The sequence below is a fragment of the Cellulomonas sp. URHD0024 genome (assembly GCF_000426185.1).
Classification (GTDB): Bacteria; Actinomycetota; Actinomycetes; order Actinomycetales; family Cellulomonadaceae; genus Cellulomonas.
Genome location: NZ_AUEW01000009.1, coordinates 1 through 13,686, shown reverse-complemented (window position 1 = coordinate 13,686; position 13,686 = coordinate 1). Strand labels below are relative to the sequence as shown.

Genomic DNA, 13,686 nt, shown 5'->3' with positions numbered 1-13,686 from the left:
CGCGTTCGAGATCAGGCCGTCAGGCGTAGACCCCGAGCTCGTACAGCGAGTAGCCGTACGCGGTGCCGCGGGTCACGCCCTGGACTCGGACGTACCGCGCGTTGCCGTTGACGTTCACCGTGTCGACGTTGCCGTCGCCGTTGGTGATCTCCGTCAGGGTGGTCCAGGTGGTTCCGTCGTTGGAGGCCTGGATCTTGTATCCCTTGGCGAATGCGGCCTCCCAGGTGAGCTGGATCGTCGAGAAGGCCTTCTGTGCACCCAGGTCGACCTGGATCCACTCGTTGTCGGTCCAGGCGCTCGACCACCGGGTCGCGTAGTCGCCGTCGACGGCCTGGCCCGGGGTCCAGTTGCCGTTGTACTGGTCGAACGACGACGCCGTGGCAGTGTGGCCCTTGGCGATGTTGGTTCCCGCGACGGTCGGCGGGATGACCCGGACCGACTTGGTCTCGACACCGACGTTGCCCTTGCCGTCCTCGGCGAACACGTAGACCTTCCAGACACCGAGCGTCTGGGGAGCCGTGACCGAGAAGGTGCTGCCGTTGCGCGTGAACGGCACCGTCGCGAGGCCACCCGACTTGTTGATGTAGTTGCTGTTCATCAACACGTTGTAGGTGATGGCGTCACCGTTCGGGTCGGTCGCCGGGGCGTTGACCGTGAAGGTGGAGCCGGCCACGACGCCGGTCTGGTTGTTGACCGTGAACGAGCTGAACGTGGGCGGCGTGTTGGTGCCGGCCGCGCCCGCGGGACCGTTGTAGGCCTTCGCCAGGGCGTAGAAGGACAGGCGACGGTTGTTGCCCGGCTTCAGGTTGAACCAGATGCCACCGAAGTCGCCCTCGTTGCCGTAGTGGAACATGGTCGCGCCGAGCGCGACGCCCGGGTGGCTCTTCACGGCGTTCCAGGCGTTGGTGTAACCCGCAGCGTTCTGCGCGTCCGTGCCCTGGTCGGGCACGCCGTTGATGTCGTTCAGCACCTCCCACTCGCCGGCCGGACCGGACTCCGTGATGAAGTACGGCTTGGTGTAGCCGCCGGCGATCCAGGTGGCCTTCGCGTCGTTGACGGCCTTGTAGCTGTTCAGGCCGTACAGGTCGAGGTCAGGCGAGTTCTTCTTGTAGTACGGCCACGCGCCGGTCCACGCGTCCGTCGAGGTGACGGGGTGCGTCGGGTCGATCTGGTGGATCCGCTTGGCAGCGTCGTTGACGAACGTCGCGTAGGCGTCGCGCTGGTTCTCGAGCTCCTGGCCCGAGTAGCAGTTGCCGAGGCCGAGCAGGGACTCGTTGCCGACGTCCCAGATGAGCACGCCGGGGTTGTCCTTGTAGGCCGTCACCCAGGTCACGATGTCGTTCATCGAGTTGGCCTTGTAGGTCGCGTCGGTGACGTAGTTCGGGCAGCCGCCCGAGCCGGGGCCGCCACCAGGTGCCAGCCAGAAGCCGGCGACCGTGCGCATGCCGTTGGCGGCAGCAGCGTCGAACAGGACCTTCGAGCCCGCGTCGGTGCCCCACGTCCGGATCGTGTTGACGCCGAGCGCCTTGAGGTTCGCGACGTGCTGCGGGAAGTCAGCGGGAGCCGGGCCCCACGTGACGCCCTTGATCGGCCAGTTCTTGCCGTTCACCAGGAGGGCCCAGTTGCCCTGCGAGCCGGCCACGCGCACCTTGCCGTCGGCGGGACCGGTCGTGCCCTCGCCCGGGTCGCCGCCCGTGACGGGGGGGTCTGTCGGGGGCGGCGTCGTGACGGTGCCGCTGGGGGTCGAGACCTTGACCTCCCAGAACGAGAAGCCGTAGCCGGTAGCGCGCGTCTTCAGGTCGAGCTTGAGGTAGCGCGCCTTGCCCGAGACGGCGATCGACTGGTTGCCGCCGGTGCCGTTGGTGACCGTGGCCAGCGTGTTGTACGTGCCGGTGCCGGTGTCGGAACCGAGGACGTTGAAGACCTTGCCGTATGCGGCTTCCCAGTTGATGGTCACGTTGCAGAGGTTCTGGCTGCTGCCGAGGTCCACCTGCCACGTCTGGTTGTCCGCGAAGCTGCTCGCGAAGCGGGTGCCCAGGTTGCCGTCGACCGCGGAACCGGCCGTGTTGCCGCCCTCGACCGACGAGGCGGTGGCCGTCTTGCCCTGCGCGACGTTGTCGGCGTTGCAGGTGCCGGCGGGGGAGGTCGGAGGCGTCGTCGTGGTGCCGCCGGCGGTGCCGAAGACCTGGAACTCCCAGAGGGAGTAGCCGTAGCCGGTGGCGCGCTTGGTGCCGAGCAGCTGGACGAAGCGGCCGGTGCCGCTGACCGGGATCGTCTCGACGCCGCCCTTGCCGGTGGTCGTCGTGTAGATCGTGGTCCAGTCACCGGTACCGGTGGGGGAGGTCTGGATCTGGTAGCCGGACCCGTAGGCGGCCTCCCAGTTCAGGACGACCTTGTTGATCGTGGAGGTCGAGCCGAGGTCGATGCGGAGCCACTGCGCGTCGGTCGCGAGGCTCGACCAGCGGGTCGTCGTGCTGCCGTCGACCGCGGCGGAGGCCGGGGTGTAGTCGGCGTTCTCGACCGACGACGCCGTGACCGTCTTGCCCTGCGAGAGCAGGACCGGGTCGGCGGCCTGCGCGGCCAGGGCCGGGATCGCGATCGCGGTGGCGACGAGCGCACCGGAGATCAGCACGCCCAGCATGCGACGGCTGCGGGTCGGGGGTCGGGACGGGCGCGCGTTGCGCGACCCGTGGGAGGGGTAGGTGGTCGTTGACACAGGTTCTCTCCTCAAGGCTTGGCCCGCGGCACGGACGTCGATGTCGAGCTCCGCAGTCGACGTCGTTGTCGATCCGGTGCGCCGGGCGTTGCAGTTCTTCGTTGAGCTGGTGCCTGTACTGCCCTTCGCTCTCCCTGCTGGGAGAGCGCTCTATCGATGAAGCCTGATTCAGGGCGGGAACGCGTGCGATGCGGGAGGGGGTGACGCCCTGACTGACTCCGGGAGGGACGTTATACCCGGATTCACCCGCCCGCATAGCCTGGGATCGCATCGGAAGAGTGACTGTTTGGGCCCAGATGGGCCGTTAGAGTGCGAAATCGGGGCCTTGGGCGGGTCTGGAGCGCCTTGACCCGCCTTGGATCGGGGTAGAGCGCTCTCCCGCGCTGGTACATTTCCCACCATGGAAGACGACGACAGGAGGGGCACCCCGTCTCGTGGGGGTCCTGTCACGACGCTGGAGGCGACGCCGCCGGACGGTGTACCCCTCGTGCCCGGGCTGGGTCGCGGCGCTCCGACCCTGGAGGACGTCGCGCGCGTGGCGGGTGTCTCACGGGCCACGGTCTCGCGGGTGGTCAACGGCAAGCGAAGGGTCACCCCGGAGATCCAGAGCGTGGTCAAGGCTGCGATCGCGACCACCGGGTACGTGCCCAACCTAGCCGCCCGCTCCCTGGTGACGCGCCGCACCGGGGCCGTGATCGTCGTGGTGTCGGGCGTCGAGGACCAGGGCGTCGACGGCGCTCTGTCCACCATCGAGTTCGCGGACCCGTTCTTCGGGCGCATCGTCGGCGGCATGCTCCGGGCTCTTCGCCCGCACGACGTCGACCCCATCCTGATGCTCGCCGAGACGGACAACGACCGCGCCCGCGTGCTGAGCTCGCTGCGCAACGGGAACGCGGACGGTGCGCTCGTCGTGTCCACCCGCGGAGACGACCCGATGCCCGGTCTGCTGGTCGAGGCCGGGCTGCCGGCCGTGATGTTCGCACGCCCAGCCCACCCGATCCCGCTGAGCTTCGTCGACGTCGCCAACCGTGACGGCGCACGCCTGGCCGCCGAGCACCTGGTGTCCCGGGGCTGCCGGCACGTCGCCGCGATCTCCGGACCGATCGACGTCGCGTCTGCTGCCGACCGGCTCTCCGGCTTCCAGGACGCGATGGCCCGCCACGGCCAGGCCTTCGTGCCGACCGAGTTCGGCAACTTCACGTTCGAGAGCGGCGTCAAGGCGATGACGTCGTTGCTGTCGCGGCACGACGACCTCGACGGGGTGTTCGCCGCGAACGACCTCATGGCGCTCGGCGCGATCGAGGCGCTGAACGCCTCCGGACGGGGCGTGCCGGAGGACGTCCGGGTGATCGGCTTCGACGACAGCTCCGTCGGCGCCCTGACCCGGCCGTCCCTGACGTCGGTGCGCCAGCCGATCGAGGAGATGGCGATCGAGATGGCCAAGATCCTGCTCGACACGATCGCCGAGCCGGACCGTCGCGTGACGTCGGTGATCTTCGAGCCGACCCTTCACATCCGCGACTCCGCCTGACGCGTCGCAGGTAGCGGGCACTCGCAGGGGGAGTGCCCGCGGCGCATCCCTTCGTCAGGGCGTCCGGCGCGACGGGTCGAGCGTCGCGACGAACGCGTGGACGGCGACCATCGCGTCCTGCGCGGCCGGCGTCTCCAGGTCGAACTGGAACTGGTGCCCTGCCCTGGGGGCGACGTGGGTCTCGTGCGGGACGCCGACGGCGTCGAGGGTGTCGGCCATGACGTACTGGTGGGCCATCATCGGGTCGTCCCCACCGCACGCCAGGAACGTCGTCGGGAAGTCGGCAGTGACGTGCGCGACCACGGACAAGCCGGCGAACCGCGGGTCGTCGAGGTAGCCGGTGGTGCCGGTGAAGGCCCACATGATCGAGTCGACGAACCACCGGGTGCGGCCGCGCAGCGGCCGGATCAGGGACATGTCGTAGGCACCGCAGAAGAACACGGTGCCGACGACCTGTGCCGCCGTCACGGGCGGGCGCATCTGCATGGAGGACGCATAGTCACGGTTGGTGATCATGCCGGTCACCTGCGCGGCGATCTGCGCGCCGGCCGAGTCGCCGGCCAGGATCAGCCGCGTCGGGTCGATGCCGAGCTCCTGCGCGTGGGACGTGAGGTAGCCGAGCGCGTCGAGCACCTGCCGGACGGGCGTCGGGTAGCGCGCCTCGGGGGCGATCGAGTAGCCGACGCCGACCACCGTGTAGCCGCCGGCCGCGAGCACGCGCAGGAAGTTGGCGATGTGGGCCTTGTCGCCGGACAGCCAGGCTCCGCCGTGCACCCAGACGATCGTCGGGCCGACCTCGCCGCCGGCCGAGGGGCGGTGGATGTCGAGCAGCGCGTCGCGGTCGCCGGGTCTGTAGGGGACGTCGCGCTCCGTCGTGACTCCGTCGGGCACGAACGCGGCGGCGACGAGTGAGCGGCGCAGGCCGTTGGCGTCGAAGCGGCGGCGGTAGAAGAGCGCCGTAGGCCGCGGGCTCACGCGCAGGAGCAGAGCGAGCAGTGCCGCGAGGGCGAGTGCGGCCGCTCCGATTCGCTTCATCTGGTGATCGTCGCACTGGCGGACGTCCCGCGGGGGTCCAAACTGGACGACGTGACGGACGACGTAGACCAGCATCCGCTCCGTCGGGCCGGGCGGTGGCTCGCGCGCGAGCGGCAGATCGACGAGTTCCTCTACGGCGCTCTCGTGTCCGGGTCGGTCTTCGCGGTCTCGAGCGCCAAGTCGGAGGACGGCGGGTCCGTCCTGCTCGCGACCGGCCTGGTCAACATCACCTACTGGCTCGCGCACGTCTACGTCGACCTGGTCGGCGGCCGGTTCCACGACCATGAGCGCTCGACCGGCCACCGGTTCAGGCATGCACTGCAGAGCAGCACGGGTGTGCTGCTCGGCAGCGTGCCGTCGATGGTCCTCTTCTCGGCCTGCAGGCTGTTCGGCCTGGACGTGGCGACGGCGGCCTGGACAACCCTGTGGTTCACCGTGGCCCTGCTCGGCTATGCCGGGGGTCTGGCGGCCCACAGGGCGGGCGCCCGCCGGTGGCCCCTGATCGGGGAGACCGCGATCGCGCTCGGGTTCGGGATGGCCGTGATCTTGTTGAAGATCATCCTGCACTGAGTCACTTGGCCTCGTCGTAGCTGTCGACGACCGCCACGTTGAGCGCGAAGTCCACAGCGGTGTCGCCGAACAGCAGGTGCCCGGCCTCGAGCGCGGACTCCCGGACCGCCTCCGCGACGCCGTCAGCCTCGCTCGCGGGCGAGTGCACCATCACCTCGTCGTGCAGGAAGAAGACGAGGTGGGCCTCGCGGTCGCGCAGCCGCCTGCGCAGCGACGCCATCCAGCACAGTGCCCACTCGGCGGCGGTGCCCTGGACCACGAAGTTGCGCGTGAACCGACCCCAGTCGCGTCCTCGGCGGCGTGCTGCGCGGACGTCGTCGGCGCCCGCTCCCTCCGCCGACGCGGCCGCCAGGGCGTCCTGCCAGGCGGCGTCGGGCGCGGGGGAGGTGCGGCCCAGCCAGGTCGCGACGACGTCACCGCGCTCGCCCGCCCGTGCTGCGGCCTCGACGAGCGCGACGGCCCGCGGGAACCCTTGCGTGAGCCGGGGCATGAGGACGGCGCTGGGCCCGGTGGTGGCGCCGTAGATCGCGCCGAGCATCGCGACCTTGGCCTGTGCCCGGTTCTCGACGATCCCGGCGTCGACCACGCCCTGGTAGAGGTCGGCGTGCCGTCCAGCCGCCGCCATGGCCGCGTCCCCGGACATGGCCGCCAGGACGCGAGGCTCCAGCTGGGCCGCGTCGGCGACCACCAGCTTCCAGCCCTCGTCGGCGCGCACCGCGCCCCGGATGCTCGCGGGCAGCTGCAACGCACCGCCGCCACTCGTCGCCCAACGCCCGGTCACGACCCCGCCGGGCACGTAGTCCGGGCGGAACCGGCCGTCGTGGATCCACGTGTCCATCCACGTCCAGCCGTTGGCGCTGAGCAGGCGGGCCAGCTTCTTGTACGCGAGGAGCGGCTCGGTGGCCGGCAGGTCGATCTCCTTGATCTCCCACCTGCTGGTCGACTCGACGTCGTACCCGGCCGCGCGCAGGCCGCGCAGCAGGTCCTGCTGGGAGTCGAGGTTGAGGTTCGGTTGCGCGAGCGCCTCGCGGACCTCGTCGGCCAGGGCCTCGAGCTTGGCCGGTCGGCCGCTGCGCGGACGAGGACCGAGCATCCCGGTCAGGATCCGGTCGTGGGCCTCGACGCTCCACGGCACGCCGACGTGGTTCATCTCGGCGGCGATGAGCGCACCCGTCGACTCGGCGGCGAGCAGCAGGCGGAGCTTGCCGGGCTCGTCCGACTCTCGCATCGCGTCGAGCTGCCGCTGGAGCTCGTCGACGACGTCGAGCGTCTCGGCCCGGTCCTCGTCGAACAGGCTGACCTCGACCGGCTCCGGCGCGCCGGGCCGTGGCCCGTCCCAGGGGGTCGGGGGTCCGGTGGCGATCGCGGAACCTCGTGCGTAGATGCTGCGGCGCAGGATCGCGTGGCAGAGCCGCAGGTCGTGGCATCGGTCCACCCGGACCCCGGCGGCCAGGAGCGGCGGGTAGCGACGTGACGTGTCGTCCCAGACCCAGCGGGGCTTGTCGGCCTCGCGCTCGCGGACCTTCTCGGGCAGGTGGGCGACGAGGACCTTCTCCGTGCGGACACGATCGCCCTCGTCCGTCAGCTCCTGAAGGACGACGTGGTCCGCGCGAGCGTCGTCGTCGAGCAGGAGCAGCAGGGTCACGGCGTCATTCTCGCTGTACGGACCGACATGCCGGCTGGTGGCCCGAGGGCGAGACGTGGGCTCAGACCGCGCGTCCACCCGACGGTCGTCCGCGCTCCGTCGCTACGGTCAGGCGGGTACCCCGTGCTGCTGCTGCTCGGCCGGGCCGGGCGGCGGTCCGAACTGCGCGTTCGCGATCGCCAGGCCGACGCCGATGGCCGAGAGCACGAGGGCGGCGATGGCGACGGCCGCGACGATCCGCCGCGACATCGGGTGCGGGCGAGGTGTGAAGTCCTCGGGCTCCGACGCGTTCACAGCCGAGCCGTCAACGCCCGCCCGGAGCGCAGCGCCCGCGTCACCTTCACCGGCGACCCGTCACGCGAGAACCCCGCCGCCAGCGCCGCGTACTCCGGCGTCCCCACGGCGTAGACGGCCAGTCGGCCGTCGGCGTCGGCGTGGATCCCCCAGCCGAACTTCTTGCCGAGCTCCGACGATCGCAGGCAGACGTGGGGCCCCTGGAAGAACGTCGGCCAGACCTCGGGCCGTGTCTCGGCCGGGACGTCGTTCCGGTCGGCCCAGACGGTGAAGATCACGTCCGAGCTGCGATAGGTGTACGGCGGGGCGGACATGAGCATGTCGAACATCGCCGACGCCACGGTCGGCTTCTCTCCGTCCGACGCGGGCGCGACACCGGCGATCGCGGCCGAGTCCGGCGCGACGCAGATGAATGTCGAGACGTAGTCCACGAGCTCCATGACAAAACTCTAGCCACTACCACCGACGGGCGGACGCCGCATGGGGAACACCCACGGACCCGCAGAGGGGGTGCCGAGGGCGACCGGCGATCGCACTGAGTCATAGCCCAGAGCCTCGTAGTAGGCGACGTTCTCGGGCTTCGTCGTCTCCAGGTACGACGGGTCGCCGCTCGTGTCGATGAGCGTGAAGACCTCCGCCATGAGCCGCTTCCCGCGTCCGGCGCGCTGCAACGAGGGGTGCACACCGAGCGCTTCGACGTACCAGCAGTCGGTCTGGACGCCGGATGCGGTGACGTCGCCGAACTTGATCAGGCCCATCGAGTGCTCGCGCGTGTGCATCGCGATGCGGGCGATGCGCAGGCTCTGGGACCACCAACGGCGGGGCGTCATCGGGTACGTGCCCGGTGGGTAGATCGCGATTGCGCCGGTCACAGCCCCGTTGAGCCGGGTGGCGAACGCGTGGCCGTGCAGCAGCGCGTCCGACAGCGTCATCCGGTAGAGGGCGCGCAGCTCCTGCTCGCGGCGGCCGCGGACAGGGAACAGGTGGACGAATCCGGGGTCGTCGGCGAGTGCGGCGGCAAGGACCCGGGCGGCCGAGTCGATGTCGGCGGGACGCAGGGGGACGGTCTCGTCGGGAAGCTGGCGAAGGGGGACTGCGCCCAGGGGTGCCGACATGTCCGGCAGTCTCTCTGTGACAAGCGTCCAGATGCAACCGTGACAACCCTTTTGACCAGCCGAATCACCCCGCCGAAAGGGCATCTCGCAGTCTGATACGGCCGCCGCTGCGCAGCACGGCGTTGGAGTAGATGCGCCCGGCGAGCCAGATCAGCACCGGGATCACCGCGAGGGAGAGGCCCAGGGACAGGGCGACCTCCCACGGGGCGACCTCGCCCATGGCGATCCTGATCGGCATGATCAGCGGTGCGCAGAACGGGATGAAGGAGAGCGCGACGACGAGCGGGTTCGTCGGGTCCCACGGTGCGATGCTCACGCCGATGATGTACGGGATCATCATCACCGTGATCACCGGTGCGGTGACCGAGCCGACGTCCTCCTGCCGGGACACGAGCGCCGCCAGGGCGCCCAGGGCGAGTGCGTACGTCGTGAACCCGATGACGAACCAGATCACCACCCACAGCGCGGCGGTCCCGACGTCGAGCTTCGAGGCGTCGACGAGGCCCAGTGCGGCCGCGGTACCGGCGCCCGCGCCGACGACCAGCACGATCTGCGTGAGTCCGATGAAGCCGATGCCGAGCACCTTGCCGGCCATGAGCTGCCACGGCCGGACAGTGGCCAGCAGCAGCTCGACGACGCGGCTCGACTTCTCCTCGACCACGCCCTGCGCAACGAGCTGACCCGCGGAGATCAGCGTGACGAACAGCAGGATCCCCGCGATGAAACCCGCCACGATCTGCCCGGAGTCGCGCTCCGGCGGCGGTTCGAGGGCGGTGACGGTCGGCGCGGCGGCCGCGATCTTCTCGCTCACCGTCGCCGGGTTCCCACCGAGGTCGGTGATCGCCGACGAGAGCGCGGCCTGCTGCGCTACGGAGTCGAGCACGGGCGTCAGCGACTCGGGCTCGGTCTCCTTGACGACGACCGTGAACGGGTCGACCGAGGTGATCAGGGCGTCGATCGTCCCGTCGCGAAGCAGCTTCTCGCCGGCCGCCCGGTCCGGGACCTCCTGGGTGGTGACGGTGACACCGGTGACCTTCGCCGTGCCGACGAGGATGTCGGAGACGTCGGCCGCGGCTGACGTCAGCCCGACCGTCTTGCCCTCGTCGCCGTTGGCCGTCGCCAGGTGGAGAACGACGCCGCCGAGCACCACGCCGGCGACGAGGGCGATCGTGGTCCAGATGAACGCCTTGGACCGAATCCGGGTGGTGATCTCGCGGCCCGCGATCATGCGGACCGCCTGCGAGGAGCTGACCGGGTGCAACGTGGCGGTCATGCGTTCACCTCCTGCGCGACGGTCGCGGTGGGGGTGCTCACCACGTGCCGGTAGAGCTCGGTCAGGGACGGTCTCTGGCGCGTGAACTCGTGCACCGGTCCGGCGGCCATCGCGGCGGTCAGCAGCTCCTGGTCCACCTCGGTCAGCCACGGGTCCGCGACCTCGACGACCGTCCGGGACCCCTCCGAGGACACGAGCTCGGCCGATGGCACCGACGGCAGCCACGACTGGTGCGGCGGCCCGGCGACCACCCAGCGACGCGTGTCCGTCTGGCGCAGGTCGTCGATGTCCCCGAACGCCACGAGCGACCCGGCCTTGATGATGCCGACGCGGTCGCACAACGCCTCGACGAGCTCGAGCTGGTGCGACGAGAAGAGCACCGGCACGCCGGCCGCGGCCTGCTCGCGCAGCACGCCGCTCATGACGTCGACCGCCACCGGGTCGAGACCGGAGAAGGGTTCGTCGAGGACGAGGATCTCCGGGTGGTGGACCAGGGCCGCGGCCAGCTGCACGCGCTGCTGGTTGCCCAGCGACAGCTTGAGCACCTCGTCGCCGCGTCGCTCCGCGATCCCCAGCACCTCGGTCCAGTGCTCCATCGCCTCGGTCGCCGACGAGGCGTCGAGCCCGTGCAGCCGTGCGATGTACGTCAGCTGTTCGCCCACGCGCATGCGCGGGTAGAGCCCGCGCTCCTCCGGCATGTACCCGATGCGTCGTCGGACGTCGAGGTCGATCAGCCGGCCGTCCCAGCGCACCTCTCCCGAGTCGGCCTCGAGCACGCCGAGCGTGATCCGCATGGCTGTGGACTTGCCCGCCCCGTTGGAGCCGACGAAGCCGACGATCTCGCCGGCGCGCACCTCCAGGGAGAGGTCACGAAGCGCCCGGACGTCGCCGTAGGTCTTGTTGAGGGCGGTCATGGTCAGCGCGCTCATGGATTCCATCGAATCAGACGACTCGGACATGTGCCTCCGTCGACAGGTGGAGACGGCAGGATGCGCCTATGCGTCGTCGCGTGGTCCCTGTCCTCCTCCTCTGCCTCCTCGCGGGCTGCACGGCTTCGCCTGGTCCGACGACGACCACGAGTGCTCCTGCTCCCACGACGGGTTCCCCAGATCCGGCGACGACGACCAGTGCCCCCGGTCCGACGACGACCGCCGAGCCGGATCCGCTCGCGGGCTGGACGATCGAGGAGAAGGTCGGCCAGATCGTCATGGTCGGTGTGAACCTCGCGCACCCGCAGCCGGCGAGCATCAGCTCCGTGACCGACCAGCACGTCGGGAACGTCTTCCTGCAGAACCGCTCGTCCGCCGGCACCCAGTCCGTGCTCGACCTGGTGCACCAGCTCACCGACCAGCCGACGTCGCACGGCACGCCCCTGTTCGTCGGCGTGGACCAGGAGGGCGGTCAGGTGCAGAGCCTGACCGGTCCCGGGTTCAGCACCATCCCGTCCGCGCTCGACCAGGGCGCGATGTCGCCGGCGGACCTCAGCAGGTCGGCGACCACGTGGGGTGCCGAGCTGGCGGCGGCCGGGGTCAACCTGAACCTCGCCCCCGTGGCCGATGTGCCGTCCGAGGCCGCGGCGGCCCAGAACGCTCCCATCGGGCACTACGAGCGCGCGTTCGGGTACTCGCTCGACACGGTCGGCCCGCACGCCGACGCGTTCGCTGAGGGGATGGCGGCGTCCGGTGTCGAGACCGCCGTGAAGCACTTCCCGGGTCTTGGTGCGGTGACCGCGAACCCCGACACCGCCGCGAACGTGACCGACACGACCACGGGCCCCGGCTCCGTGCAGATCGAGTCGTTCACCCACGCCATCCTGCGCGGCACCCGGATGATCATGGTCTCCACGGCGATCTACACGCAGATCGACGCCTCGGCGCCGGCGGCGTTCTCGCCCGTCGTCGTCGACCAGCTCCTGCGCAAGACCCTCGGCTTCGACGGGGTGGTGATCACCGACGACCTGTCTGCCGCCGCGCAGGTGGCCGCCTGGAGCCCCGGTGATCGAGCGGTCGACGCGATCAGCGCCGGCTGCGACATCGTGCTCGCCTCGAAGGACCCGACCGTCCTGCCGGAGATGGTCGGGGCGCTGACGACGAAGGCCGAGTCCGACCCCGCCTTCGCGGCCCTCGTCGACGCGGCCGTCCTGCGAGTCCTGGCGGCCAGGTCCGGTCGGCCGTGACCTCGTGCACGGCTGACGACCGGCGGTCGGGTGGTGTTGTGAACGCCACAATGCACGGACGTGGACGAATCCGACGGACGAGCAGACGCGGACGCCGCGGACCCCTACCCTCCGATCATGACTGTGACGCTCAGCGACGTGGCGCGCGAGGCCGGCGTCTCGCTCGCCACCGCGTCGCGGGCGATCAACGGCTCCGCCAGTCGAACCGTCGGCACCGAGCTCCGCGAACGCGTCCTGGCCACGGCCGTTCGTCTGCGGTACACGCCTGACGCCAACGCCCAGGCGATGGCGCGTGGTCGGACGACGTCTCTCGGCCTGCTCGTGCACGACATCGCGGACCCGTACTTCTCGACGATCGCCGCAGGTGTCGCCGAGGCCGCCGACGCTCACGGCTTGCAGATGACGCTCGCGAGCAGCCAGCACGACTCCGGCCGTGAGGTCGACCTCGTCCACCTCCTCCGCCGACAGCGCGCCCGGGCGATCATCGTGGCGGGCGGGCGCAGCAACGACGTGGAGATCAACGACCAGCTCCGGCTCGCGCTCGCCGACTACCGCGCCACCGGCGGCTCCGCGGCGCTCATCGGCCAGCCGATCCTGGGCGTGAACACCATCGTGGTGAACAACGCCCAGGGCGCCACGTCGCTCGCCAGGGCAGTGCACGACCGCGGCTACCGACGGTTCGCCATCCTCGGCGGCCCCGAGCAGCACTTCTCGGCCCGCGAACGCCGCGAGGCGTTCATCTTCGCCCTCGGCGAGCGCGGCACCGAGGTGGCCGACGACGCCGTGGTCTTCAGCCCGTTCACCCACGCCGGCGGCGAGGACGGCATGCGGACCCTGATGTCCCGGGGTCAGCTGCCCGAGATGATCTTCGCCGTCGCCGACGTGATGGCGCTCGGCGCGATGGCGGTGATGCGCGAAGCCGGGATCCGGGTGCCGCACGATGTCGCCATCGCCGGGTTCGGCGACATCCCGACACTGCGCGACGTCACCCCGGCCCTGACGACGGTGCGCGTCCCGCTCCACCAGCTCGGCCTGATGGCCACCCAGCTCGCCCTGGCCGAGCCCTCCGAGGAGCCGGAGATCCGCGCCGTCGTCACGGAGGTCGTCGTCCGAGACACCACCCCGCACCTCCGGTAGGCGCCGGCGCTCAGCAGCCGGGTTGGTGGGGGTCCTGGTTGCAGTCCTTGGCGACGAGGTGTGCGCGGCGTTCCTCGACGTCGAACGGTGCGGCGGCGCTGGTGGTCTCGGCGGTGCCGACGACGTCGTGCCACTGGTCGTCCCCGTCGACCCGGTAGCGCCCCGACCAGGTCGTGGTCAGCGTCACCGTCACC

At 70.6% G+C, this 13,686-nt stretch carries 12 protein-coding genes and 1 pseudogene; 4 read left to right on the top strand and 9 right to left on the bottom strand.

Annotated elements, in window-relative coordinates:
- Window positions 1–19 precede the first annotated feature (19 nt).
- Complete coding sequence (locus I847_RS23175) at window positions 20–2,716, bottom strand: discoidin domain-containing protein (protein WP_196804531.1); 2,697 nt, start codon at window positions 2,714–2,716, stop codon at window positions 20–22.
- Between the two features lie 400 nt (window positions 2,717–3,116).
- Here I847_RS23175 and I847_RS0110435 point away from each other — a divergent pair, with 400 nt between their 5' ends.
- Complete coding sequence (locus I847_RS0110435; RefSeq protein WP_155856112.1) at window positions 3,117–4,247, top strand: LacI family DNA-binding transcriptional regulator; 1,131 nt, start codon at window positions 3,117–3,119, stop codon at window positions 4,245–4,247.
- A gap of 54 nt (window positions 4,248–4,301) precedes the next feature.
- Here I847_RS0110435 and I847_RS23170 read toward each other — a convergent pair whose 3' ends face one another.
- Complete coding sequence (locus I847_RS23170) at window positions 4,302–5,282, bottom strand: alpha/beta hydrolase (protein WP_051274785.1); 981 nt, start codon at window positions 5,280–5,282, stop codon at window positions 4,302–4,304.
- Between the two features lie 51 nt (window positions 5,283–5,333).
- On the opposite strand from I847_RS23170, the gene I847_RS27090 reads away from it, so the two are divergent.
- Complete coding sequence (locus tag I847_RS27090; protein WP_196804530.1) at window positions 5,334–5,852, top strand: hypothetical protein; 519 nt, start codon at window positions 5,334–5,336, stop codon at window positions 5,850–5,852.
- A gap of 1 nt (window position 5,853) precedes the next feature.
- Here I847_RS27090 and I847_RS0110420 read toward each other — a convergent pair whose 3' ends face one another.
- From I847_RS0110420 to I847_RS23160, 6 genes are all read right to left on the bottom strand, one after another.
- Complete coding sequence (locus I847_RS0110420) at window positions 5,854–7,497, bottom strand: bifunctional 3'-5' exonuclease/DNA polymerase (protein WP_028049643.1); 1,644 nt, start codon at window positions 7,495–7,497, stop codon at window positions 5,854–5,856.
- Between the two features lie 108 nt (window positions 7,498–7,605).
- A complete protein-coding gene (locus I847_RS0110415) occupies window positions 7,606–7,791 on the bottom strand; it encodes a hypothetical protein (RefSeq protein WP_028049642.1) in 186 nt (61 codons plus the stop codon).
- On the bottom strand, window positions 7,788–8,231 hold the full coding sequence (locus tag I847_RS0110410) for a DUF6157 family protein (RefSeq protein WP_028049641.1): 444 nt from the start codon (window positions 8,229–8,231) through the stop codon (window positions 7,788–7,790). Before I847_RS0110410 ends, I847_RS0110415 begins: the two co-directional genes overlap by 4 nt.
- A gap of 9 nt (window positions 8,232–8,240) precedes the next feature.
- Window positions 8,241–8,906, bottom strand: a complete 666-nt coding sequence (locus I847_RS0110405) for an N-acetyltransferase (protein WP_028049640.1) — start codon at window positions 8,904–8,906, stop codon at window positions 8,241–8,243.
- Between the two features lie 64 nt (window positions 8,907–8,970).
- Window positions 8,971–10,179, bottom strand: coding sequence for an ABC transporter permease (locus I847_RS0110400; RefSeq protein ID WP_028049639.1), 1,209 nt, complete (start codon window positions 10,177–10,179; stop codon window positions 8,971–8,973).
- Window positions 10,176–11,108, bottom strand: coding sequence for an ABC transporter ATP-binding protein (locus I847_RS23160; protein WP_034609947.1), 933 nt, complete (start codon window positions 11,106–11,108; stop codon window positions 10,176–10,178). The genes I847_RS0110400 and I847_RS23160 overlap by 4 nt, the downstream gene beginning before the upstream one ends.
- Before the next feature lie 80 nt (window positions 11,109–11,188).
- On the opposite strand from I847_RS23160, the gene I847_RS0110390 reads away from it, so the two are divergent.
- Window positions 11,189–12,355: a glycoside hydrolase family 3 N-terminal domain-containing protein gene (locus tag I847_RS0110390; protein WP_028049638.1), complete on the top strand. Its 1,167-nt coding sequence runs from the start codon at window positions 11,189–11,191 to the stop codon at window positions 12,353–12,355.
- A gap of 117 nt (window positions 12,356–12,472) precedes the next feature.
- On the top strand, window positions 12,473–13,492 hold the full coding sequence (locus tag I847_RS0110385) for a LacI family DNA-binding transcriptional regulator (protein WP_034609985.1): 1,020 nt from the start codon (window positions 12,473–12,475) through the stop codon (window positions 13,490–13,492).
- Between the two features lie 10 nt (window positions 13,493–13,502).
- Here the strand turns inward: I847_RS0110385 and I847_RS27085 are convergent.
- A pseudogene (locus tag I847_RS27085) lies at window positions 13,503–13,686 on the bottom strand (hypothetical protein); the annotation flags it as partial.